This is a genomic window from Thiomonas sp. DCM-2, assembly GCF_056820905.1.
Map to the genome: position 1 here is coordinate 2,770,285 of NZ_CM165962.1, position 20,476 is coordinate 2,790,760.

General features: G+C 67.5%; 22 protein-coding genes and 1 pseudogene. 11 read left to right on the forward strand and 12 right to left on the reverse strand.

All coding sequences use genetic code 11. The features are described 5' to 3' along the window. The first annotated feature begins 74 nt into the window (after positions 1-74). From AC1ZQA_RS13470 to AC1ZQA_RS13480, 3 genes are read left to right on the forward strand one after another with little or no spacing between them, the layout of a single operon-like run. Entirely contained in the window at positions 75-674 is a 600-nt protein-coding gene (locus AC1ZQA_RS13470) for a Uma2 family endonuclease (protein ID WP_482677362.1), read from the forward strand. Between the two features lie 15 nt (positions 675-689). Further along, a complete protein-coding gene (locus tag AC1ZQA_RS13475; RefSeq protein WP_482677363.1) occupies positions 690-1,817 on the forward strand; it encodes a glycosyltransferase family 4 protein in 1,128 nt (375 codons plus the stop codon). A 41-nt stretch (positions 1,818-1,858) separates the two neighbouring features. Beyond that, positions 1,859-2,836 carry a glycosyltransferase family 4 protein gene (locus AC1ZQA_RS13480; protein WP_482677364.1) on the forward strand — a complete coding sequence of 326 codons (978 nt, stop codon included), beginning with the start codon at positions 1,859-1,861 and terminating at the stop codon, positions 2,834-2,836. A gap of 16 nt (positions 2,837-2,852) precedes the next feature. On the opposite strand, the gene AC1ZQA_RS13485 is transcribed toward AC1ZQA_RS13480, so the two are convergent. From AC1ZQA_RS13485 to AC1ZQA_RS13510, 6 genes and pseudogenes are all read right to left on the reverse strand, one after another. Then, complete coding sequence (locus AC1ZQA_RS13485) at positions 2,853-3,881, reverse strand: glycosyltransferase family 2 protein (protein WP_482677365.1); 1,029 nt, start codon at positions 3,879-3,881, stop codon at positions 2,853-2,855. Further along, on the reverse strand, positions 3,874-4,995 hold the full coding sequence (locus AC1ZQA_RS13490) for a glycosyltransferase (protein ID WP_482677366.1): 1,122 nt from the start codon (positions 4,993-4,995) through the stop codon (positions 3,874-3,876). The genes AC1ZQA_RS13485 and AC1ZQA_RS13490 overlap by 8 nt, the downstream gene beginning before the upstream one ends. Then, on the reverse strand, positions 4,992-5,396 hold the full coding sequence (locus tag AC1ZQA_RS13495; RefSeq protein ID WP_482677367.1) for a methyltransferase domain-containing protein: 405 nt from the start codon (positions 5,394-5,396) through the stop codon (positions 4,992-4,994). The genes AC1ZQA_RS13490 and AC1ZQA_RS13495 overlap by 4 nt, the downstream gene beginning before the upstream one ends. A 13-nt stretch (positions 5,397-5,409) precedes the next feature. Beyond that, positions 5,410-5,757, reverse strand: a pseudogene (locus tag AC1ZQA_RS13500) (methyltransferase domain-containing protein); the annotation flags it as partial. Continuing rightward, the gene (locus AC1ZQA_RS13505; RefSeq protein ID WP_482677368.1) at positions 5,754-7,022 is read right to left on the reverse strand and encodes an oligosaccharide flippase family protein; all 1,269 of its coding nucleotides are present in this window, start codon (positions 7,020-7,022) and stop codon (positions 5,754-5,756) included. The pseudogene AC1ZQA_RS13500 and the gene AC1ZQA_RS13505, both read right to left, overlap by 4 nt. 11 nt (positions 7,023-7,033) lie before the next feature. Continuing rightward, positions 7,034-7,612, reverse strand: coding sequence for a Uma2 family endonuclease (locus tag AC1ZQA_RS13510; protein ID WP_482677369.1), 579 nt, complete (start codon positions 7,610-7,612; stop codon positions 7,034-7,036). Positions 7,613-7,667: 55 nt separating this feature from the next. Between AC1ZQA_RS13510 and AC1ZQA_RS13515 the strand changes: the two genes are divergently transcribed. The 4 genes from AC1ZQA_RS13515 to AC1ZQA_RS13530 all read left to right on the forward strand — a co-directional run bounded on the left by AC1ZQA_RS13515 (position 7,668) and on the right by AC1ZQA_RS13530 (position 10,803). Further along, positions 7,668-7,832 carry a hypothetical protein gene (locus AC1ZQA_RS13515; protein WP_482677370.1) on the forward strand — a complete coding sequence of 55 codons (165 nt, stop codon included), beginning with the start codon at positions 7,668-7,670 and terminating at the stop codon, positions 7,830-7,832. Between the two features lie 128 nt (positions 7,833-7,960). Further along, positions 7,961-8,536 (forward strand): LemA family protein, encoded by a 576-nt coding sequence (locus AC1ZQA_RS13520; protein WP_482677371.1) that lies wholly within the window; start codon positions 7,961-7,963, stop codon positions 8,534-8,536. A 31-nt stretch (positions 8,537-8,567) separates the two neighbouring features. After that, on the forward strand, positions 8,568-9,452 hold the full coding sequence (locus tag AC1ZQA_RS13525) for a GIDE domain-containing protein (protein WP_482677372.1): 885 nt from the start codon (positions 8,568-8,570) through the stop codon (positions 9,450-9,452). Positions 9,453-9,510: 58 nt separating this feature from the next. Further along, positions 9,511-10,803 (forward strand): THUMP domain-containing class I SAM-dependent RNA methyltransferase, encoded by a 1,293-nt coding sequence (locus tag AC1ZQA_RS13530; RefSeq protein WP_482677373.1) that lies wholly within the window; start codon positions 9,511-9,513, stop codon positions 10,801-10,803. A 54-nt stretch (positions 10,804-10,857) separates the two neighbouring features. On the opposite strand, the gene tatA is transcribed toward AC1ZQA_RS13530, so the two are convergent. The 3 genes from tatA to AC1ZQA_RS13545 all read right to left on the reverse strand — a co-directional run bounded on the left by tatA (position 10,858) and on the right by AC1ZQA_RS13545 (position 12,950). Then, positions 10,858-11,121 carry a Sec-independent protein translocase subunit TatA gene (gene tatA / locus AC1ZQA_RS13535; protein WP_482677374.1) on the reverse strand — a complete coding sequence of 88 codons (264 nt, stop codon included), beginning with the start codon at positions 11,119-11,121 and terminating at the stop codon, positions 10,858-10,860. Positions 11,122-11,263: 142 nt separating this feature from the next. Further along, positions 11,264-12,769 (reverse strand): glycerol kinase GlpK, encoded by a 1,506-nt coding sequence (glpK, locus tag AC1ZQA_RS13540; protein WP_482677375.1) that lies wholly within the window; start codon positions 12,767-12,769, stop codon positions 11,264-11,266. Between the two features lie 13 nt (positions 12,770-12,782). Next, on the reverse strand, positions 12,783-12,950 hold the full coding sequence (locus AC1ZQA_RS13545) for a DUF6726 family protein (protein WP_482677376.1): 168 nt from the start codon (positions 12,948-12,950) through the stop codon (positions 12,783-12,785). Between the two features lie 163 nt (positions 12,951-13,113). Between AC1ZQA_RS13545 and AC1ZQA_RS13550 the strand changes: the two genes are divergently transcribed. Continuing rightward, positions 13,114-13,854: an acetoacetate decarboxylase gene (locus AC1ZQA_RS13550; protein WP_482677377.1), complete on the forward strand. Its 741-nt coding sequence runs from the start codon at positions 13,114-13,116 to the stop codon at positions 13,852-13,854. A 281-nt stretch (positions 13,855-14,135) separates the two neighbouring features. After that, positions 14,136-14,615 carry an Lrp/AsnC ligand binding domain-containing protein gene (locus AC1ZQA_RS13555; protein WP_482677378.1) on the forward strand — a complete coding sequence of 160 codons (480 nt, stop codon included), beginning with the start codon at positions 14,136-14,138 and terminating at the stop codon, positions 14,613-14,615. Positions 14,616-14,717: 102 nt separating this feature from the next. Here AC1ZQA_RS13555 and AC1ZQA_RS13560 read toward each other — a convergent pair whose 3' ends face one another. Beyond that, complete coding sequence (locus tag AC1ZQA_RS13560; RefSeq protein WP_482677379.1) at positions 14,718-16,034, reverse strand: MFS transporter; 1,317 nt, start codon at positions 16,032-16,034, stop codon at positions 14,718-14,720. Positions 16,035-16,081: 47 nt separating this feature from the next. Then, positions 16,082-17,434: a chloride channel protein gene (locus tag AC1ZQA_RS13565; protein ID WP_482677380.1), complete on the reverse strand. Its 1,353-nt coding sequence runs from the start codon at positions 17,432-17,434 to the stop codon at positions 16,082-16,084. 268 nt (positions 17,435-17,702) lie between these two features. Here AC1ZQA_RS13565 and AC1ZQA_RS13570 point away from each other — a divergent pair, with 268 nt between their 5' ends. Both AC1ZQA_RS13570 and glmU read left to right on the forward strand, forming a co-directional pair. Further along, on the forward strand, positions 17,703-18,494 hold the full coding sequence (locus AC1ZQA_RS13570; RefSeq protein WP_482677381.1) for a hypothetical protein: 792 nt from the start codon (positions 17,703-17,705) through the stop codon (positions 18,492-18,494). 93 nt (positions 18,495-18,587) lie between these two features. After that, entirely contained in the window at positions 18,588-19,997 is a 1,410-nt protein-coding gene (glmU, locus tag AC1ZQA_RS13575; RefSeq protein WP_482677382.1) for a bifunctional UDP-N-acetylglucosamine diphosphorylase/glucosamine-1-phosphate N-acetyltransferase GlmU, read from the forward strand. On the opposite strand, the gene AC1ZQA_RS13580 is transcribed toward glmU, so the two are convergent. Continuing rightward, the gene (locus AC1ZQA_RS13580; RefSeq protein ID WP_482677383.1) at positions 19,966-20,460 is read right to left on the reverse strand and encodes an Lrp/AsnC family transcriptional regulator; all 495 of its coding nucleotides are present in this window, start codon (positions 20,458-20,460) and stop codon (positions 19,966-19,968) included. The genes glmU and AC1ZQA_RS13580 overlap by 32 nt on opposite strands. Positions 20,461-20,476 lie beyond the last annotated feature (16 nt).

A 20,476-nucleotide genomic window follows, 5' to 3' on the forward strand; every position in this document is an offset into this window, starting at 1 on the left:
ATTGATGCAAATGCAACAAACATGGCTCTGCCCCTGAGCCGCCTGAATCTACGTCGATCCACACCGACCACGCCATGCAAACCGCGCACGACCCTGACTTCACCGCTGAGCAATACCTCGCCTGGGAGTCGCAGCAGGCGAGCAAACACGAATACCTGCGCGGCGAGGTGTTCGCCATGGCGGGGGCCAGCGACGCGCATGTGACCATCAGCCTGAACCTGGCGGCCGCGCTGCGCGCGCACCTGCGCGGCGGGCCGTGCCGCACGTACATCGCCGACATGAAGGTCGAAGTGGATTCGGCAAACGCCTACTTTTACCCCGACGTGTTCGTCACTTGCGACGCGGCCGACGCGCAGCTGCCCGACCGCAAGCGCGCGCCGCTGCTGGTTGCCGAAGTGCTCTCGCCCTCGACCGCCGCGTTCGACCGCGGCGCCAAGTTCGCCTGGTACCGCCAGCTGCAAAGCCTGCGGGAATATGCGCTGATCGACACCGAGCGGGTCGCGGTCGATCTGTTCCGCCGCGACGCCTCCGGGCACTGGGTGCTCTACCCCTACGCCGAGGGCGAGACGGTCGAGCTGCAAAGCGTCGGGCTGCTGCTGCCGGTGGCGGCGATTTACGAGGACGTGCGGCTCGACGCGCCGAGCGCCTCCCCCGTCAACCCCGCCGCGACCTGAACCCGCCGAGCGCCCATGCCCGCCGCGCGCGTTCTGCTGGTCACGCGTAACTTCCCCCCGCTGTGGGGCGGGATGGAGCGGCTCAACTGGCACCTGGCCGAGGAACTCTCCCGGCGCTTCGCGGTGCGCGTGGTCGCGCCGGCAGGCGCGGCACAGCACGCGCCGAGCGGCGTCGCGGTGCACGAGGTGCCGCTCGCGCCGCTGTCGCGCTTCGTGCTGGCCGCGGCGCTGGCTGGCTGGCGGCAGGCGCGGGCGTTTCGGCCCGATGTGGTGCTGGCCGGCAGCGGCTTGACCGCGCCGCACGCGCTGCTGGCCGCGCGTGCGTGTGGCGCACGCACCGCGGCCTATGTGCACGGGCTGGACGTGGTCGTGCCGCACCCGGTCTATCGCGCGCTGTGGCTGCCGGCGCTGCGGCGCATCGACCGGGTGATTGCCAACAGCACGCCCACCGCGCAGCTTGCCCGCAGCGCCGGGGTGGATGCTGCGCGCATCGGCATCGTCCATCCGGGCGTGACGATTCCCGAACCCGACCCCGCCGCCCGTGCCCGCTTTCGCCAGCGCTGGGGCCTGCCGGAACATGCGCCGGTGCTGCTCTCGGTCGGGCGGCTCACCGCGCGCAAGGGCCTGCGCGAGTTCGTGCAGGAGGTGCTGCCGACCATCGCCCGCGCCCGACCCGACGTGGTGCTGGCCGTCGTCGGCGACGCGCCGGCGCATGCGCTTTACGCCCAGCCGCAGACCGCGCAAAGCATCCTCGACGCCGCGCGCGCCACGGGAGTCGCCGATCGCATCCGGCTGCTCGGCAAGTTATTCGGACCTGACCTCGCCGACGCCTACTTCGGCGCCGACGTGCACGTCTTCCCCGTGCGCGACCTCCCCGGCGACCCCGAAGGCTTTGGCATGGTCGCGGTCGAAGCCGCCGCGCACGGCCTGCCCACCGTGGCCTACGCCACCGGCGGCGTGGTCGATGCCGTCGCGCCCGGCGATAGCGGCTGGCTGGCGCCGCCGGGCGACGCCGCCGCCCTCGCCGCCGCCACCCTGCGCGCGCTCGACGCGTCGCCCGGCGCCGAGCGTTGCCGGTCGTTTGCGCGGGGGTTTGCGTGGGAGGCGTTTGGGCGGCAGGTCGCACGGGAACTCGCAGCATGACGGCTGACCCGACAAAGCCCCCAGCCGTCTGGTTCCCCGCCGTGCGCGCTCACAGCGGCGCCGACGTGTTCACACAGCGGCTGTGCGCCGCGCTCAACGCGCGCGGCATCCGCGCCGAAATCACCTGGCTGCCACTGCGTGCCGAATACGTGCCCTGGAGCGTGCCCGTTCCCATGCCGCCGCAGTGGGCAACGATCGTTCACGTCAACTCCTGGCTGCACCCGCGGTTTTTGCCGCGCGGCCTGCCGGTGGTGAGCACCCTGCATTCCTGCGTGCACGACCCGGCGCTCGCGCCGTACAAGCGCCCGGCGCAGCGGCTTTACCACGCCGCCTGGATCAAACGGGTCGAAGCCGCAAACCTGCGCCGCGCGCGGGCCGTGGTTGCGGTCAGCCACTACACCGCGCAAGTTGCGCAAGCCGCCTTCGGCCGTCGCGATATTCAGGTCATCCACAACGGCGTGGATATTGACCAATTCCGCCCCATCGACCGCAATGCGCCGAACCAGCCGCTCCGTTTGCTCTACGTCGGCAATTGGGTCAAGCGCAAAGGCGTCGATCTGCTCGCGCCCATCCTGCACGCCCTCGGCCCAGGCTTCGAGCTGCACTACACCGCCGACCGCAGCGGCGCGCACACCCGCTTCGCCCTGCCCTCGAACGCCCGTTGCCTCGGCCGACTCGACACGGCCGGGCTGGTCGCCGCCTACCAGCAGGCCGACGCGCTGCTGTTTCCCAGTCGGCTGGAAGGCTTGCCGCTTACCGTCATCGAGGCGCTGTCCTGCGGTCTGCCGGTGATTGCCGCCGAGACCTCTTCGCTGCCCGAGGTGGTCGAACAGGGCACGAGTGGTTGGCTTTGCCCGGTCGATGATGTCGCCGCCTTCGCCGATGCGGCGCGTCAGCTCGCGCAAAACCCGGCACGGTGGCTGGCGATGCGCCGGGCGGCAAGGAAGCGGGCAGAGCAATGTTTTTCTCAAGCCGCGCAGTCGCAACGCTGGGTGATGCTGTACCGCGCGCTGACGTAGGGACGCCGCCCGCTCCTTATCCAATTCTGGCGAGTGGTTCGAGCTGGTTGTAAAGCGGGGAACGATAGCGCAGCCGCAAGGCGCATATTGCGCGCAATGCCGCCTCTTGCGAACGACTGGCTGTGCTCAGGGGGCTGGCGGCAAATGCGCGGAAGACCTTGGGCCCCAAACCAGCCGCGCGCACGCATTGCAAAAACCATTGGCGCTGGACTGCGGGTTTTCCAGCGGCTGGCAACTGATCGTGGAGGTCGAGAAGCCAGACGTGAATCTGCTCGAGCGCATCGAGGGATTCAATCGGCTGCGGGTCGCGCAGGCTTGCGTGGATGTGCGCCTGCGCCGGCGTGTGCGTGATGCCAAGTTTTTGCAACGCTTGCACGCGCAATGCCCGCGCGGTTTCCAGTTGCTGCGCGTTGAACTGCCGCGACACTTGCTGCGCCGACAGGGTGTAGTCCATGAGGATTTCGGGGCAGTTGCCAAATCGCGCCTCGGGCAACAACTGCACCCAGAGCGCGTAATCCTCGGCGTGGGGGGCATGTTCAGAGTAACCGCCGCACCGCTCGAGGGTTGCGCGCCGAAACATCACCGAAGGGTGCAGCAGCGGCGGCTGAAAGAGCAACTCGGCGACGATGCGGTCGTGCGCCACCGCTGGCCGCGCAACCGAACGCCGCAAGCCCGCCACGCGCCGATACCAGGTGCCGCTCACGTCGAGGTGCTGCGCTTGCATGTAGGCGAGCTGCCGCTCGATCCGGCGCGGATGCGCGACGTCATCGTCGTCCATGCGCGCGAGCCACGCGCCGTGGCTTTGTCCAAGCAAGAAATTGAGCGCCGAGGCCAATCCTTGCGACTGCTCGCGCCGAGACCAGCGCAGCCGCGTATCCTCGCGCGCCCAGCGCTCCAGCCAGCGCGGCGTCGTGTCGCTGGAACCGTCGTCCAACACCAGGATTTCCAGGTTGGCATGCGTTTGCCCGCGCAGACTGGCGATTGCCCGCGCAAGCAAGGGCGCCCGGTTGCGCGTGGCAAGAAGCACCGAAACGCATTCAGCCATGGTCGCGCTTCCCGCGTTCGATGCGCTCGCCCAGCAACGCCTCCCAGCGCGGGACGATGCGCTCGGGGGCATAGTCCAGCGCGCGTTGCCTGCCCAGCGCCGCCAGCCGCGCCCGCAGCGTGGCATCGCGCAGCAGCTCGCCGATCGCCAAGGTAAACGCCGCTTCATCGTCTGCCGGCACCAGCCGGCCGCAGTGGCCATCTTGCAGGATTTCGCGCGGGCCGCTCGGGCAATCCATCGCCACCGCAGGGACGCCACAGCCCAGCGCCTCGAGCAGCACTAGCGGAAGACCCTCATAGCGCGAACACAGCGCAAACACCGTGGCGTGCGCCAGCCAATCGGCCACGTTCTGCACCTGCCCCGGCAGAAAGACCGTTTCCGCCACCCCAAGCGAACGCGCAAGCGCAAGCAGCGCCTCGCGCTGCGGCCCCTCACCGAGCAAAACCAGGTGATGGTCCACCCCGTCTCGCCGCAGCGCGGCATGGGCCCGGATCAGGCGGTCGAAGGCTTTTTGATCGACCAGCCGCCCGACGCCAATCAACACGGGTTGGGCGTAAATGGCAGCATCGGGCGGTTGCGCCGCGGCAGGCGCGAGGGAGATGAAGTTTTCGAGCACATGCCAACGCGCCCGCGGCGGCTGGGTGCCGAGCGCCGAGCGCAACGAGTCGCGCGCGCCGGCCGATGGGAAGACGACATCGGCGCAGCGGCGATAGACCCAATGGCTGACCCACCGGTCGGCCGCGCCCGCTGTGGCTCGATGGCGGTCGAATGCAATATGTGTCCAGCTTATGAACGGCCGTTGTGCCGCGCGCGCGGCGAGGTAGCCATAGTTGGTTGCGGCAAACTCCATTCCGCCAATGACCCCATCGGAAGCTGCCGCCAGTCGGGCAAGGCGCGCGATAGTGGCAGCCTTGCCGACCACGCCGCGCCCCGCAAGCCGGGTGACCGTAAGGCCCTCGAGCAGATTCGAGGGTATCGCCTCGGGCCGGTCGAACAGAACGGCGAGACGGACGTCCCAGCCGCGTTGTTGCAGTAAATGTGCGAGATGCACATTCATGTAATGCGCCCCGCCGTTGGATAAATCGGGCAGGACGAACAGCAGGCGTCTGGTCATTTGCGCGCGAGCACGACGAGATTGGGGTCAAACACCTGCGGGCGGGGATGCATGTCCGAGAGTACAAACACCGCCCGGTGCAAGGCATTGTTGAGATGCCAACGCAGGCGGTTGAGCACGCGCAGCAACGCCCGGTGCGGCCTGTGCCATGACCAGAACAGCCGCGGCGCCTGGCTCGACAACGTCATGTTGTCCGTGGCAAAACCCGCGGCCTCGAGCACCTGCTGCAAAGAAAATTCGGTGAAATGGGTGACGTGGGTGAAGTCGATTGCGGCGTTGTAGCTCGCGATCAGCGCGCTCATGTTCGGCACCCGCACGCTCAACCAGCCGCCGGGCGCCAGCGCGCGGTAAAACCCGCGCAACACAGAGATCGTGTCCTCGCGCGGCAGGTGTTCGAGCACGTCGTGAAAAAAAGATCACGTCGAACGCGCCTTCTACGCAGTCGGCCAAGAACCGGCGGATATCGCATTCAATCAAGGGCACCCCTGCCGGTAGTTTGGCTTTGGCCGCGGCAAGCAGTTGCGCCGAAAGATCGACGCCGGTCAGATGCGTATAGCCGACACGCGACAAGGCCGCCAACAAATCGCCCTGCGCGCAACCAGCATCGAGGATGCGTGCGTCTTTGGGGATCGAGTCGATCCACGCGGGCAGGCGGTCGCGCCGCAGCCTGTCCAGATCGGCCGGCAAACGCTCGACTTCGCCCATGGCGGCGTAATGCCGGGCGTAGTTGTCGAACAATTCCTGCGACGGATCCCGGTTCATCCTCTTCCCCGTTGATCTTTGGCTGCACGACGCAGCGCCAGCAACCCGATGACACCCATGCCCACCCCCTCGCTGCCATACATCGCCCCCACCGCCCCATCCAGCCCCCAACGCGGCACGAGCAGCAGGGCCAGCAGCACGCCGGCGGCGGCGCTCGCGGCATAGACGCCATAGAGCGCGGCGTTGGAAACGTTGGCGATCAGCCAGGCGTTGCCGAGGTTGCGCACGAGCTGCACCGCGGGCAGCAGCGAAAGCAGCGCCAGCGCATCCGCCGCGGCAGCATAACCAACGCCCAGCAGCGCGGGCAACAGCGGCGCGGCCAGCGCGAGCGCCAGGCCAGCGGCCAGCGCCAGCAGCAGCAGCAGCGCGCCGGTGCGCACGAGGCGCGCATTGGGCGCGGCAGTGGCGTAGACACGTGGCCAAAGGGCTTCCTGCAAGGCTGCCAGCGGCAGCGCGGCCAGATCGATGACCCGCTGCGCCACCGCAAACGCGCCGGCCTGCGCGTAGCTCAGGTGGGCGAGCACCGGCTTGTTGAACTCCGCTTGCAGCCGCATCGCCACCGCGCCGCCAGCAAACGGCAGCCCTTCGCGCACGAGGGTCGCGTTGGTCGGCAGCGGCTCGGTCCGCGCTGCATCCATTGTGGGCCGCGCGGCGGAATACGCCAGTGCAGCGGCGTAGACGGTACTGGCTGCGGCATAGGCCGCCATCCAGACCGCAGGGCTGGGCGGCAGCCAGGGCAACACAACAAGCAGCGCGGCCAGCCGCGCCAGCGGCAGCCCGGCCTGGATGGCGCCGAAGCGGTGCGCTTGGTGCCGCGCCTGCGCGCAGCGTGCTTGCAACTCGACCCACGAGGCAGCTGCCACTTCCGCGCTTGCGAGCAGCGCCAGCGCCCACAGCGGCTGCGCGTCGGGCAGGCTGGTGGCAAGCGCCAGCAGCGCGAGCGGCACGACCCCGATGCTGGCGACGAGCCAGGCCGCCGTGGCGCGCCGCTGCAGCGCGCCCAGTTGCGCGGGCGCGCGTGCGCCACGGATGAGCAACACCCCGCCCAGCCCGAGCCCGGCCAGCGGGGTGAAAAAGCTGGCGATGGCCAGCGCGGCGACGAACGCGCCGTAACCCGTCGCGCCCAGCCAGCGGGCGAGCAGCAGCACGGTGGCCGCCTGCGCCGCGGCGCGCAGCAGCAGCCAGCCGAAAATGCGCGCGCCGTCGCGGGCGTAGGCGCCGGGGCGCCAGCGCCAGGCAGCGCGGAGTGGGGTCAGGTCTAGCATTGATGCATTTGCTACGGAGCTAGACCTGACCCCGCATCGACATCGGCATACACATGCTCGACCGCGATCTCGGCGCCGAGACAATCCAGCCGCAGGCTGCCTTGCTCGCAGAGTTCAACCTTCCAGTCGTTGGCGCGGCGGTGGATTTCGAGCAGGGGCTGGTCTTGCGCCACCAGCAGCACCTCTTGCACGCTGGGGATGGTGATGTAGGAGAGCAGTTTTTCACGGCGGTCGATGCGCTCGGTTGCCGGGCTGAGCACTTCGGCGATCAGGCAGGGGCGGGTGAGGAAATACGGGTCGCGGTCCTGCGGATCGCAGGCGAGCATCAGGTCGGGGTAGTAAAACACGGTGCTGCCGGCGATCTCCAGCCTGAGCTTCATGTCGTTGGTAAACAACTGGAAGCGGCGCGCACGGGCCAGCGGCAACAGCGCGCCAGTCATTGCAGTGACGATGAGCGCATGCCGACGGCCGGCGCTGGTCATGGCATAGACCTCGCCGTCGATGTATTCGTGTCGCGTTTCGGCATCGCGCTCGCCTGCGAGGTAGTCGTCGATGCTGATGCGGGTCTTTTTCGCTGCTTGTGGTGGCATGGCACACTGCGTCCGTAGCTGACCCTGCAAGCATAGAGCACCGCCCGCGCATTCCATGAAACTCTCCCGCAAGCGCGCCCGCGCGCAGACCATCCGGCTCCCGGCCTCCACCCCGCGCAATCCGCTGGTGGCGGCGGCGCTGCAGCGCAAGGCAGGGGCGCATCGCAAGAGCAACAAGGCGCTGCGGCGCGGGGTGCGCTCGCGCAAAGCCGGGGAATGAATCCGGCGGGCACAGCGCGCGTTGTGCCCGCTGCACAACACAGGGCGGGCGATTTCACCGGCGGCCGCATGGCGACGCCGGACGCCAAACGTAAACTCCGACACACTCCGTTTCAACCGGCTCCGCACATGATCGTCACCCTCGTCCTCGTCGCCCTGCTCGTTGCGCTGCTGTTGTATGGCGTGATGATCTACAACAACCTCGTCGGCCTCAAGCACGCCATTTCGCAGGCTTGGGCGAACATCGACGTGCTGCTCAAACAGCGGCATGACGAGCTGCCCAAGCTGGTGGAGGTGTGCCGGCAGTCGATGCATTTCGAGCAGGAGACGCTGGAGCGCGTGGTGCGCGCGCGGGCGCAGGTGCAGAGCGCGCGCGAGGCGGGCGATGTGCGCAGCCTGGGCCGCGCCGAAGGGGCGCTGCGCAGCGGGCTGGGCGCGCTGTTCGCGGTGGCCGAGGCCTACCCGGATCTCAAGACCAACGAGGCGTTTGCGCACTTGCAGGCGCGCATCAGCGCCCTGGAGGAAAGCATTGCCGATCGGCGCGAGTTCTACAACGCGGCGGTCAATGCGAACAATGTGCGCATCGAGCAGTTTCCCGACGTGCTCGTGGCGCGGCTGCTGGCCTTCGGCCCGGCGGAGCTGTTCAAGGTGGCGTCGAACGAGCGGGCTGACGTCGACCTGAAGGGTCTGTTCGCAGCCTCCTGATGTTGCCTGCGCTGCGCCGCGTCTCCTGCCGATGTTGAGCGGTCTGTCGCCCGCCGCAGCGCCGGGGCAGGTACTGGCGTTCGCGCTGGGCATCGGCGCACTGGGCCTGGTGCAGTTCTTTCGGCTGCAGCGCCGCCGCCGGGTGATGGAAGACATGCCCACGGCACGCATCCGCTCCGCATCGCAAGGCTATGTCGAGCTGATCGGCCAGGCGCTGCCGCCTGATGTGCCGCTGTACTCGCCCATCACCCGCACGCCCTGCTGCTGGTATCGCTACAAGATCGAACGGCGCGTGGGCGAAGGCAACGGCAAGTGGAAAGTGGAGGAACAGGGAAAGAGCTCCGTGCAGTTCTGGCTGGAGGACGACACCGGCCGCTGCATCGTCGACCCCGAAGGCGCCGAGGTGTTTGCGCGCACGGCAAGCACCTGGACGGGCGCAACCGCGCAGCGCCTTCCCGGCACCAGCGAGGTGGCAACCGTGGGCGACAGCGACCATCGCTACACCGAGCAGCTCATCCTGCCGCGCGAGCCGCTGTACGCGCTGGGCTGGTTCACCAGTCTGTCGCCACTGCAGGCCGGGTTGCACGAGGAAGTGCGCGAACGCATTGCCGCGTGGAAGGCCGACCCGGAGCAACGCCGCGCCTTCGACACCAATGGCGACGGCCAGCTCGACATGGCCGAGTTCGAGCAACTGCGCCAGCAGGCCGCCGCCGCAGTGCAGGCCGAACGCCTTGAACGCGCCACGCAGCCGCAGACCCATGTGCTCAAAAAACCGCAGGACGGGCGCCTGTTTCTGCTGACCACCGAACCGCAGGACAAGCTGGCACGCAAGCTGCGCTGGCAGGCCTGGGCCTGGCTGGCTGCAGGCGTGCTCGGTCTGGCCTATGCAGGCGCAGGACTGGTCGGGTGGTTTTGAGCGCCCCCAGGGTCGGCTCGCCCCCCCCCCCCGCGACCGCAGGCAATACGATGCGGGCATGCAATCACCATACAAATCCAGGAAGACAGTCAGGCCGGGCTCCCCATCACCTGCATCAAGGCGAGACCTGACCCCCAAGAGCCAAAAGAGCCAAGATCCCGGCCTCTTCGATTTTTTCCTGCCCTGCCCACGCGGCGTCGAGGCGGCGCTGGCCGACGAGGTCAAGGCGCTGGCCGCGCACAGCCCCACGCTGCAAGCCGGAACACCTGCTCCCGGCGGCCTGCCGGTGCAAGGCACGCTGACCGACGCCATGCGGCTGAACCTGCATTGCCGTCTGCCCAGCCGGGTGTTGTTGCTGGGCGGCAGTTGCCGTTATGCCGACGCCGAAGACATCTACCACCTGGCGCGCGATCTGGGTTGGGAACAATGGTTCGACGTGACCCAGGCGCTGCGCGTGGACGTGACCGCCGAGCGCTCGCCTCTGGAGAGCATCAAGTTCGCCGCGCTGCGGGTGAAGGACGGCATCTGCGACCGTTTCCGCGCACTGACCGGCGAGCGCCCGGATGTGGACACCGCGCACCCCGACGTGCGCATCCACCTGCATCTGCGCGAGGTCGATGCCCTGCTCTACCTCGACACCAGCGGCGAGCCGCTGTTCAAGCGCGGCTGGCGCAGCGAACACGGCGCGGCGCCGCTGAAGGAACATCTGGCCGCCGGGCTGCTCAAGCTCTCGGGCTGGACGCCGCGCGACGTGCTGTTCGACCCGCTGTGCGGATCGGGCACGCTGGTCATCGAGGCGGCGCAAATCGCCGCGAACCGCGCGCCGGGGCTGGATCGCACCTTCGGCTTCGAGGTGCTGCGCGGCTTCGACCCGAGCGCCTGGGCCGCGCTGCGCGAGGCCGCGCGACAGGCCGTGCGCCCGGTGGCGCCGGGCCAGTTCTTCGCGGCCGACATCGACCCGGCCAATGTGCGCATGACCCTGGACAACGCCCGCCGCGCCGGGGTGGAGGGCGCGATTGCCGCGCAGCAGGGCGACGTGATCGACGCCGTGCCGCCGGTAGACGCCGCCGCGCTGCCTGCCGGGCAGGCTGCCTGGCTGATCAGCAATCCGCCGTATGACGCGCGCATCGCCTTCGAAGGCCAGGCCGCGGACGACTTCGCCCCGCAACTCGCGCGCGTGCTCAAGCAGCGCTTCGCCGGCTGGCACGTGGGCCTGCTCGCCGCCGACCTGCACTGGGACCGCGCACTGCGCCTCAAACCCCGGCGGCGCATCGTGCTGTTCAACGGGCCGATCGAATGCCGGTTGATGCTGTTCGAGATGCTGGCGGGAAGTGCTCGGGGTCAGGTCTAGCTCGGTTGCACGCGACCGTCTGCATGCAACAAAGCTAGACCTGACCCCACCGACTCACTTCGACTTGAAGGCGATGTCTTCGGCCTGCTGGGCGCGGGTGCCCAGGGGCGATGTGGCCGAGGTGCTCACTTGCGGCGGTGCGGCGGTCTCGGTTTCGGCGGTTTTTTCCGCTGGAGCGTCGGCCTCTTTCATGCCCTGCTTGAAACCGCGCACAGCCTCGCCCAGGTCGCTGCCCATGTTCTTGAGCTTCTTGGTGCCGAAAATCATGATCACGATCAGCAGCACGATCAGCCAGTGCCAGATGCTGAATTCACCCATATCCGTTCTCCCGAGCGGGCGCTGCGCCCGGCGCATGCCCGCATCAACTTAGTGCGGCAATTGTCCGCCCAGGTTCGGGCGCGCAGGTGAAAACAAACGCAACAACAGTGGCAAAGACCCGCGCATCCGCGACGCCGTCTCGCTACGCGTCATCCGCCCAGCCACGGGCACGCTCCACCGCGCGTGCCCAGCGTGCCATGCGGTGTTCGCGCTCGTCGGCAGACAGGCGGGGCTCGAAGCGGCGCTGCGCCTGCCACAGCGCGCCGAGTGTGGCGGCATCTGGCCACAGCCCGGCCCCCAAGCCCGCCAGATAGGCCGCGCCGAGCGCAGTGCTTTCCGTCTGCACCGGACGCACCACCGGCACGCCGAGCAGATCGGCCTGAAACTGCATCAGCGTGTCGTTCACCGCCGCGCCGCCGTCCACCCGGAGTTCGCGCAGCGGTGCGCCGCCTTGCGCGGCGACATCGGCCTGCATGGCGGCAAACAGCTCGGCGCTCTGGTAGGCCATGCTCTCGATGGTGGCGCGGGCAATGTGCGCCGCCGTGGTGCCGCGGGTGATGCCGATGAGCAGGCCGCGCGCCTGCGCGTCCCAGTACGGCGCGCCCAGGCCGGTGAACGCGGGCACCAGCAGCACGCCGTCGCTGCTGGGCACGCTGTCGGCGAGTTGCTGCGCCTGCTGCGCGCCTTGCACCAGACCGAGGCCGTCGCGCAGCCATTGCACTGCGGCACCGGCAACGAACACACTGCCTTCCAGGGCGTAGTGCAGCGGCTGCTCTTGGCCCAGCTTCCAGGCCACGGTGGTGAGCAGGCGGGCTTGCGAGGCGACTGCTTGCGTGCCGGTGTGCTGCAGCGCGAAGCAGCCCGTGCCATAGGTGTTTTTCGCCATGCCGGGCTGCAGGCAGGCCTGGCCGAACAGCGCCGCCTGCTGGTCGCCGGCCATGCCGGTGATCGGAATCTCCAGCCCGCCGAGATGCGCCGTGGCGAGTGCGCCGCAGTTGGGCACGATCTCGGGCAGCACCGCACGCGGCACGCGCAGCAAGGCCAGCAGGGCGTCGTCCCAGTCGCCGGTGTGGAGGTTGCACAGCAGGGTGCGGCTGGCGTTGCTGACATCGGTGATGTGCGCGGTGCCACCGCTGAGCTTGAACACCAGCCAGCTGTCGATGGTGCCTGCGGCCAGTTCCCCCGCCTCGGCGCGAGCGCGCGCGCCCGGAATGTGGTCGAGCAGCCAGGCCAGTTTGGTCGCGGAAAAATAGGCGTCGGGCAGCAGGCCGGTGCGTTGCTGCAGTTCTGGCGCATGGCCCTTGGCCTCCAGTTCGGCGCAGATCGACGCTGTTCGGCGATCTTGCCAGACGATGGCCTTGGCCAGCGGCCTGCCGGTGGCGCGCTCCCACAGCACCACGGTTTCGCGCTGGTTGGTGATGCCGATGGCGGCCACATCGCGCAGCCCCAGGCCGGCGCGCGCCAGGGCCTCGGTGAACGTGGCGCTCTGTGTGGCCCAGATATCCAGCGGGTCGTGCTCGACCCAGCCGGGCTGGGGGTAGTGCTGCGCAAACTCACGTTGCGCGCTGGCCAGAACCTGACCCTGCAGATCGACGATGAGGGTGCGGGAACTGGAGGTGCCCTGATCGAGCGCGGCAATCACCGGCATGTGCGCGCTCCGGTCAGGGGTCGATCACGCCTGCGCACACATCCGTCGGCGCAGCGGCCACATGCCCCACGACGGGCACCATTTTCAGCCCCGCCGAAGCAATGCGGCAGGGCGCGGCCACGACCCCACAGCCCGCAACTGCCGCAGCGGCACAAAGCAATGCAATCAACAGTCTGGGCATGAAGCGGGTCTCGTGGTCTTGTTCGAGCCATTATGCCCTGCGCCCTGCTGAACCAAGGCTGAAGGCGCCACAGGTCAACGGAACCCTGCCGCCCGCAGCGACACCGATCCACTGCAGGCACCGCGACACTCCGCGTTGCGCAAATCCATTCGAAGGACATCCCATGAAAGCTGCCGACGTTGCAAGGACCGCCTTTTCCATGCCGCTGACCAGCCCCGCCTACCCGCCGGGGCCTTACCGTTTCATTGACCGCGAGTTCTTTGTCGTGACCTATCGCACCGACCCCGAGGTGCTGCGTGCGATGATTCCCGAGCCGCTGCAGCCCGCAGGCGATCTGGTCAAGTTCGAGTTCATCCGCATGCCCGACTCCACCGGCTTTGGCGCCTACACCGAGTCGGGCCAGGTGGTACCGGTGCTCTACAAGGGTCAGCCCGCCACCTATCAGATTGCGATGTACCTCGACGACGAGGCGCCGATCGCCGGTGGGCGCGAAATCTGGGGCTTTCCGAAAAAGCTCGCCAAGCCGCAGATGAGCGTGGTGGCAGACACGCTGCTGGGCACGCTGGACTATGGCCCGGTGCGCATCGCCACCGGCACCATGGGCTACAAGCACCGCGCACTCGACCCTGAAAAGGTGCTGGCGTCGCTGCGGCAGCCCAACTTTCTGCTCAAGATCATTCCGCATGTGGACTGCACGCCGCGCATCTGCGAACTGGTGCAGTACGACCTGGAAGACCTGGTGGTGAAAGGCGCCTGGGAAGGCCCGGCGGCACTGGAACTGCATGCCCATGCGCTGGCTCCGGTGGCGTCGCTGCCAGTGATCGACGTGGTGTCTGGGGTGCACATCCTGACCGATCTCACCCTGGGCCTGGGCCGGGTCGTGCACGACTATCTGAGGCGCTGAACACCCCCGCGGGCCCGCGACGGCCCGCCTGGATGGGTGAATAAAATTGCCCGGGAATCCGGTTTGCATCGCCAGACCGATTCCAGCGCAACAGCGTGCCTGACCATCGTGCTCACCCCATAATCCGGGGACTTTGTCAGGAAATTGTCGCTCAAGCCGTGTGCTGCCGACACTGATGCGCTAAATTGAAACCTCCACTAATCCATCCGTTCACACAAAGCCCATGAAGAACTCTCTATCGCTTCATCCACGACAGCCATGCCGACAGACGGAGGCCGCTCATGTCTGAAAAGATCGGTGGCATCGACCGCATTGACCGTCGCCTGCTCACGCTGCTGCAGGAGGATGGCCGCATCGCCAACCTGCGGCTGGCACAACTCGTCAACCTCTCGCCCACTGCGGTGCTCGAGCGCGTCAAGCGCCTGACCCGCGACGGCTTCATCCTTGGCTATGAGGGCCGCCTCAACCCCGATCTGCTGGGCGCCGGGCTGATGGTGTTCGTCGAGGTGCAGCTCGACCGCTCCGTGCCCGAGAGCTTCGAGAAGTTCCAGTCCGCCATCAAGGTGCGCCCGGAAATTCTCGAATGCCACATGGTGGCCGGCAACTTCGACTACCTGCTCAAGGTGCGCGTGGCCGACATGGCGGCGTACAAGACCTTTGTCTCCAACGTCATCGCCAATCTGCCCGGCGTGCGCGAAACCCGATCGTTCGCGGTCATCGACGAGGTGAAGGACACCACCCGCCTGCAGGTCGAGCTCTGATCCACCCGCAGCCACAAGAAGGCGTGCGCGAATCTGAACGGTTCGCGCACGCCTTTTTCATTGAGGGCAACACTGAACAGGTCTCTTGCGCGCTGCGCATCATCACAAGGACTGATTCAGCGTTGCGCTTGCTGTCTTGGGCGTCAGCAGCACCAGCACGGCGCACAGCACCATGAAACCGGCCAGCACCAGAATGCCGCCGTTGGTGCTCTGCGTGGCCTGCTTCACCCAGCCGATGATGGACGGCCCGAAAAATCCTGCCAGATTGCCCAGGGCGTTGATCAGCGCAATGCCCGCCGCCGCCGCACTGCCCGCTAGAAAGGCATTGGGCAGCGCCCAGAACAGCGGCAGCACCACCATGATGCCCACGGTGGCCAGGGTCAGCGCGGCCATCGCCAGGGCGGTGTCCGTGCTCCATGCGGTAGACAGCACCAGCCCCACGGCCCCCAGAAGCGCCGGAATGGCCACATGCCAGCGGCGCTCATGGCGCCTGTCCGAACTGCGGCCCACCAGAATCATCGCCACCACCGACACGCCGTAGGGCACCGCGACCAGCCAGCCGATGACCAGCGGATCGGTCACGCCAGTCGTCTTGATCAGCAGCGGCAGCCAGAAGCTCAGGCCGTACAAGCCGATGACCACGGAAAAGTAGATCAGCGCCATCAGCCACACCCGCGGATCGGCCAGGCCCTGCAGCGCGGAATGCGCGGGCTTGGTCTGCGCCTCCTGGTCGAGCGCGTGCTGCAGCGCGGCCTTTTCATCTGCGCTCAACCACTTGGCATGCGCAATGCCGTTGTCCAGATAGAACAGCGTGACCAGGCCCAGCACCACCGCAGGCAGGCCTTCGAGCACGAACAACCACTGCCACCCCGCCCAGCCGTGCTGGCCGTGGAAATGGTGGAGGATCCAGCCCGATACCGGCCCGCCGACCAGCCCGGACAGCGGCACTGCGCTCATGAACCACGCAGTCATCTGGCTGCGCCGCGCCGCCGGATACCAGTAGGTCAGGTAAAGGATGATGCCGGGGAAAAAGCCCGCCTCGGCCACGCCGAGCAGAAAGCGCATCACATAGAACTGCGTCGGTGTGGTGACGAACAGCGTGGCCGCCGAGATCAACCCCCAGGTGATCATGATGCGCGCGATCCACACCCGCGCGCCCACCCGGTGCAGGATGAGGTTGCTCGGCACCTCGAACGCAAAGTAGCCGAGAAAGAAGATGCCCGCGCCCAGACCGTACACCGCGTCGGAAAAGCCCAGATCGCCCTTCATCTGCAGCTGGGCAAAGCCGATGTTCACCCGGTCGAGGTAGGCGACGAAGTAGCACAGGATCAGGAACGGAATGATGCGCCAGCCGATGCGGCGATAGACCTGCTCCGAGGGCGGCGGAGCGGCTTTTTCAGCTGCGATGTGTGATGCCATGTTGCGTCTCCTTGTCGTGATGGATCCGGGGGGACGACCCCCGGCACTCAACGCGCGTCGCCCACGGCGTCCCTCGCAGGGTGCGCAGCGACAGCGAAATACTTCTGCACCGCCAGCGCCTCGTACAGCGGTGGCGTGAAAACATTCGCCACCCGGCTGCTGATCAGCGCCGTGGCCATGAGCGGAATCACCAGTCCGCCGCCGTTGATCATTTCCATCACGATGACAAAGGAGGTCAGCGGCGACTGCGTCACCGCGGCCAGATACCCCACCATGCAGATGGCCACCAGCGCCGATTGCGGATACTGCCCGAACCACTGGCTGACCCACTGCCCGAAGCCCGCACCGATGGACAGCGACGGCGAGAACAGCCCGCCCGGAAGCCCCGTGATGTACGACAGCACCATGCTGAGCCATTTCACCAGCGGGTAATACCAACTCACCTGCTCGCCGTGGTTCATCAGCAGATGCCGCGCCTGGTCGTAGCCGCTGCCCCAGGTCTGCCCGGCAGACGCAATGCCGATGAGCGCCACCAGCACCCCCAGCCCCGCGCCCCACACCAGCGGCGAGCGCTCGCGCCACGCCATCAGCCTGGCGGGAATCCAGCGCGCCTGCTTGAGCAGCGCGAGGTTGAACGCCGCCCCGGCCAGTCCGCACAGCACCGCAGCGATGCCCACCGGCAGCACAAAGGCCAGCGGAAAGATGTTCGGCGCGGTGATCTGGCCGAAGTACAGATAGTTGCCCGCCAGCGCCAGCGACACCAGGCCGGAAAACACGATGCTGGTGATCAACACGCCGTTGGTGCGTACCTCGAAGCTGCGGGTGAGTTCCTCGATGGCGAACAAAATGCCGGCCAGCGGGGTGTTGAACGCGCCCGACAGCCCCGCCGCGGAGCCCGCCAGCAGCAACATGCGCTCCATGCGCAGCGACACCCGCGGATAAAAGCGCCGCATCTCGATCATGATGGACGCGCCGACGTGCACCGTCGGTCCCTCGCGGCCCAGGGTCAGCCCGCCGAGCATGCCCAGCAGCCCCACCGCAACCTTGCCCACCAGGATGCGCAGCCCGAACAGGCGCCGGATGCGTGAGGGATCGGGCGGGCCGTGCAGCGCGGCGATCACCTGCGGGATGCCGCTGCCCTCGCTGCCGTTGAACCAGCGCCGCGTCATCCACACCCCGGCCGCGGTCAGCGCCGGAGTGATGAGCAGGGCCAGCCAGGCACGGCCATCGATCCAGCGCAGAAAGAGCGCCAGCACAACGTCGGTCCAGTTGGCAAACTGCACCGCCGCCAGGCCCACCAGCACCGCCCCGACCCATAGCACCCCGTAGTTCAGCCAGGATCTGCGCAACTCCTTGCGGGTCAGGCGCCAGAGCGCGGCAGGGCGAAAGCGACTATGCATGCGAGCGAAGGATAAGTGAAGCCGACCGAACGCCGAGGGCGTTGGTGCAGCGAGGATGCAAAGGAGAGCACGCAGCGTAACCGCAGCCCACGGCGCAACATACTGCCGGGTGTAAAACGCAATAGAAACAAAACGTTGCGCGTGTCCATGCTTGCAACTCAGGCATTGCACTTAAGGGTTTTTACGAAGTAGGATAACCCTGCATTTTTGACAAAAGTTAAAACAACAACGCGTTCACAACCGCGAACACCTTGCGAGAAAGTCCCACATGCGTTCCCTTCATCAACTCACCGTGCCGGAAAAACTGCTGCATACCGGCTTCATCTTTCTGGTCTGCATCGGCCTGCTGTGCGCGGAGGCTTACCTGTACGTCACCCATGCCGGTCTGGACGGCAAGGCCGGCGTGACCCTCAGGGACATCCAGATTTCCTACTACGGCAACCGCGACAGCAGCAAGCTGCAGACCGTGCTGCCCACCATGCTCACCAACGCTGGCGTGCCCAAGGAGCAGTGGCCGCAACTGCAAAAGACCATCGATGACTGGGTGGTCGGCGGCCAGACCAAGACCGGATACGAAACCGAGATCAAGCCCATCCTTGCGCAGCACTGTCTGATGTGTCACAGCGTGGCGATGAGCAAGCAACTGCACAACCCACCGCTGGCCACCTACGAGGACGTGAAGGCCGTGGCCAAGGTCGATACCGGCATGTCGTACAGCGCCATGCTGATGACCGGCATGGTGCACCTGACCATGCTGGGGGTCATCTTCTGGATCGCCGGATGGCTGTTTCTGCAGACCCGGGTGCACAACCAGATCAAGGCGATCTCGGTCATCACCCCGTTCGCCGCGATGCTGCTCGACTTTTCCGGCTGGTTCCTCACCAAGCAGAACCCGGACTTCGCCTGGTTCGTGCTGATCGGCGGTGCGCTGTCCTGCCCCATTGCGATGCTGGAAATGGGCGTGGCGCTGTTCGACATGTGGATCGGCCTGCCGAAATTCCTGCTGCAGCGCATCGTCGCCGAGGTACCCAAGTCGGTCGCCCGCCCCGCGACGGCCTGACGGTTCCTTGCGCGATCGCCTCCCCTGCATCGCGGGGAGGCGATCGCGCAAGATCACCAAAACACGTCATGCGCGCTCCTTAGAATGCGCCGCATGACCACCGTCCCCACTCCCGCCTCTCCCTTGTGCGTCGTGGTCCTTGCCGCTGGCAAGGGCACGCGCATGCGTTCCGATTCTCCCAAGGTGCTGCAACCCCTGGCGGGCAAGCCGCTGCTGGGCCATGTGCTGGGCACGGTGCATCAGCTTGCGGCCGAACGCACGGTGGTGGTCACCGGCTTTGGTGCGCAGCAGGTGCAGCAGGCTTTCGCGCACCAGCCGCACCTGCGCTTTGCGCTGCAGGAGCCGCAGCTCGGCACCGGGCATGCGGTGCAGCAGGCGCTGCCCGAACTGCCGGATCACGGCGTCTGCCTGGTGCTGTATGGCGACGTGCCGCTGGTGAGCGCCTCCAGCCTGGTGCCCATGGTCGCGCAGGCGCGGGCCGGGGCGCTGGCGCTGCTGACCGTGGAACTGCCCGACCCCACCGGCTACGGCCGCATCCTGCGCGGCGCGGGTGGCGCGGTGCAGGGCATCGTCGAACACAAGGACGCCACGCCGGAGCAACGCGCAATCCGCGAGAGCAATACCGGCATCCTGTGCGCGCCGCTGCCGCAGTTGCGCCGCTGGCTGGGCCAGTTGCGCAACGACAACGCACAGGGCGAGTACTACCTGACCGACGTGGTGGCGCTGGCCGTGGCCGATGGCGTGCCGGTGCAGGCGTTCACCGTGGCCGACGCAGACGACGTGCTTGGGGTGAACGACCGCAAGCAACTGGCGCATCTCGAGCGTGTGGTGCAGCAGCGCGCAGCAAACCGCCTGCTCGAATCCGGGGTGACGCTCGCCGACCCGGCGCGGCTGGACGTGCGCGGTGCGCTGCACTGCGGGCGCGATGTGTTCATCGACGTGGGCTGCGTATTCGAAGGCGAGGTGCATCTGGCCGATGGCGTGCGCGTGGGGCCCTACGCGGTGCTGCGCGATGTGCGCGTGGGCGCGGGCACGGTCATCCATCCGTTCTGCCATCTCGACGGCGCGGGCATCGGTGCCGACGCGCTGATCGGCCCGTTCGCCCGCCTGCGCCCGACCACGGCGCTGGCCGACGGGGTGCACATCGGCAACTTCGTCGAGGTGAAGAATTCCACCCTGGGCGCTGGCTCCAAGGCCAACCACCTCAGCTATGTGGGCGACGCCACCGTGGGCGCGCGGGTGAACATCGGCGCGGGCACCATCGTCGCCAACTATGACGGCGCCAACAAGCACCGCACCGTCATCGAGGATGACGCGCACACCGGCTCGAACTCGGTGCTGGTCGCGCCCATCACGGTGGGCGCCGGGGCCACCATCGGCGCGGGCTCCACCGTGGCCAAGGACGTTCCGGCGGGCAAGCTCACCGTGGCGCGCGCCAAGGCCGTCACCCTCGACGGCTGGAGGCGCCCGGTCAAGAAGAAGCTGGCGTCGTCGCCAGACTGAGCGGCACCCGCGGCGCAAACTTGCTGCGGTGCACCGAAAAGAATGCGCGCACATTGCGCACGTGGTTGGCCGCGGTGAACAGCCGGTGCACCAGCGCGTGATACGCCGGCATGTCCGGCACCAGCAACACCAGCACAAAGTCCGGCCCGGGTGAGACCTGCCAGCATTGCTGCACCTCGGGCACATCGGCCACCAGCGCCTCGAACGCGGCCAGCCGCTCGGCGGTCTGCTCGGCCAGGGTGATTTCGACGATGACGGTCAGCCCCGCGCCGACGCGCTGCGGATCGAGCACGGCGATGCGCCGCTCGATCACCCCCGCCTCGACCAGCCGCCGCACCCGCCGCAGGCAGGTCGGCGGGGTGAGATGCGCGCGCTGCGCCAATTCCTGATTGCTCAGCGCGCAATCCTGCTGCAGCAGATCGAGCAGGCGGCGGTCGGCGTCGTCGAGGGAGATGGCATTCATTTCATTCCATTTGTGA

What these genes read in the sequence shown, in the direction of transcription:
- AC1ZQA_RS13490 (WP_482677366.1), bottom strand. Translation starts at nt 4,995, where the DNA reads ATGACCAGACGCCTGCTGTTCGTCCTGCCCGATTTATCCAACGGCGGG.
- AC1ZQA_RS13505 (WP_482677368.1), bottom strand. Translation starts at nt 7,022, where the DNA reads ATGCTAGACCTGACCCCACTCCGCGCTGCCTGGCGCTGGCGCCCCGGC.
- AC1ZQA_RS13560 (WP_482677379.1), bottom strand. Translation starts at nt 16,034, where the DNA reads ATGGCATCACACATCGCAGCTGAAAAAGCCGCTCCGCCGCCCTCGGAG.
- AC1ZQA_RS13510 (WP_482677369.1), bottom strand. Translation starts at nt 7,612, where the DNA reads ATGCCACCACAAGCAGCGAAAAAGACCCGCATCAGCATCGACGACTAC.
- AC1ZQA_RS13550 (WP_482677377.1), top strand. Translation starts at nt 13,114, where the DNA reads ATGAAAGCTGCCGACGTTGCAAGGACCGCCTTTTCCATGCCGCTGACC.
- AC1ZQA_RS13530 (WP_482677373.1), top strand. Translation starts at nt 9,511, where the DNA reads ATGCAATCACCATACAAATCCAGGAAGACAGTCAGGCCGGGCTCCCCA.
- AC1ZQA_RS13475 (WP_482677363.1), top strand. Translation starts at nt 690, where the DNA reads ATGCCCGCCGCGCGCGTTCTGCTGGTCACGCGTAACTTCCCCCCGCTG.
- glmU (WP_482677382.1), top strand. Translation starts at nt 18,588, where the DNA reads ATGACCACCGTCCCCACTCCCGCCTCTCCCTTGTGCGTCGTGGTCCTT.
- AC1ZQA_RS13545 (WP_482677376.1), bottom strand. Translation starts at nt 12,950, where the DNA reads ATGCCCAGACTGTTGATTGCATTGCTTTGTGCCGCTGCGGCAGTTGCG.
- AC1ZQA_RS13515 (WP_482677370.1), top strand. Translation starts at nt 7,668, where the DNA reads ATGAAACTCTCCCGCAAGCGCGCCCGCGCGCAGACCATCCGGCTCCCG.
- AC1ZQA_RS13520 (WP_482677371.1), top strand. Translation starts at nt 7,961, where the DNA reads ATGATCGTCACCCTCGTCCTCGTCGCCCTGCTCGTTGCGCTGCTGTTG.
- AC1ZQA_RS13565 (WP_482677380.1), bottom strand. Translation starts at nt 17,434, where the DNA reads ATGCATAGTCGCTTTCGCCCTGCCGCGCTCTGGCGCCTGACCCGCAAG.
- AC1ZQA_RS13485 (WP_482677365.1), bottom strand. Translation starts at nt 3,881, where the DNA reads ATGGCTGAATGCGTTTCGGTGCTTCTTGCCACGCGCAACCGGGCGCCC.
- glpK (WP_482677375.1), bottom strand. Translation starts at nt 12,769, where the DNA reads ATGCCGGTGATTGCCGCGCTCGATCAGGGCACCTCCAGTTCCCGCACC.
- AC1ZQA_RS13555 (WP_482677378.1), top strand. Translation starts at nt 14,136, where the DNA reads ATGTCTGAAAAGATCGGTGGCATCGACCGCATTGACCGTCGCCTGCTC.
- AC1ZQA_RS13580 (WP_482677383.1), bottom strand. Translation starts at nt 20,460, where the DNA reads ATGAATGCCATCTCCCTCGACGACGCCGACCGCCGCCTGCTCGATCTG.
- AC1ZQA_RS13470 (WP_482677362.1), top strand. Translation starts at nt 75, where the DNA reads ATGCAAACCGCGCACGACCCTGACTTCACCGCTGAGCAATACCTCGCC.
- AC1ZQA_RS13570 (WP_482677381.1), top strand. Translation starts at nt 17,703, where the DNA reads ATGCGTTCCCTTCATCAACTCACCGTGCCGGAAAAACTGCTGCATACC.
- AC1ZQA_RS13525 (WP_482677372.1), top strand. Translation starts at nt 8,568, where the DNA reads ATGTTGAGCGGTCTGTCGCCCGCCGCAGCGCCGGGGCAGGTACTGGCG.
- tatA (WP_482677374.1), bottom strand. Translation starts at nt 11,121, where the DNA reads ATGGGTGAATTCAGCATCTGGCACTGGCTGATCGTGCTGCTGATCGTG.